The organism is Pseudomonas sp. BP01, from assembly GCF_022760795.1.
GTDB classification, from domain to species: domain Bacteria; phylum Pseudomonadota; class Gammaproteobacteria; order Pseudomonadales; family Pseudomonadaceae; genus Aquipseudomonas; species Aquipseudomonas putida_Q.
Window position 1 is genome coordinate 1 of record NZ_JAFBKA010000134.1, and the last position, 255, is coordinate 255.

At 58.0% G+C, this 255-nt stretch carries 1 protein-coding gene; it reads right to left on the reverse strand.

Going from position 1 to position 255, the window contains the following annotated elements; genetic code table 11:
* Positions 1–255 (reverse strand): IS3 family transposase (locus JOY50_RS28815; RefSeq protein ID WP_243056206.1); only part of this gene is annotated, 255 nt, incomplete at both ends.

Sequence of the window (255 nt, forward strand, 5' to 3'; positions counted from 1 at the left end):
TAAACTCGGTCACATCGGTCACCCACTTCTGATTCGGGCGCTGCGCCAGGAAGTTTCGCTCCAGCAGGTTAGGCGCGATGGTGCCGACGACGCCCTTGTACGACCGGTACTTTTTGGGCCGTACGAGCGAGCGAAGATCAAGCGCGACCATCAAGCGTTCTACGACTTTCTTGTTAACCAAGGTGCCGGCGTTGCGGATCACCGCCGTCACACGCCGGTAACCGTAAAGCCCCTTTTCCTCGTGATAGACACGCT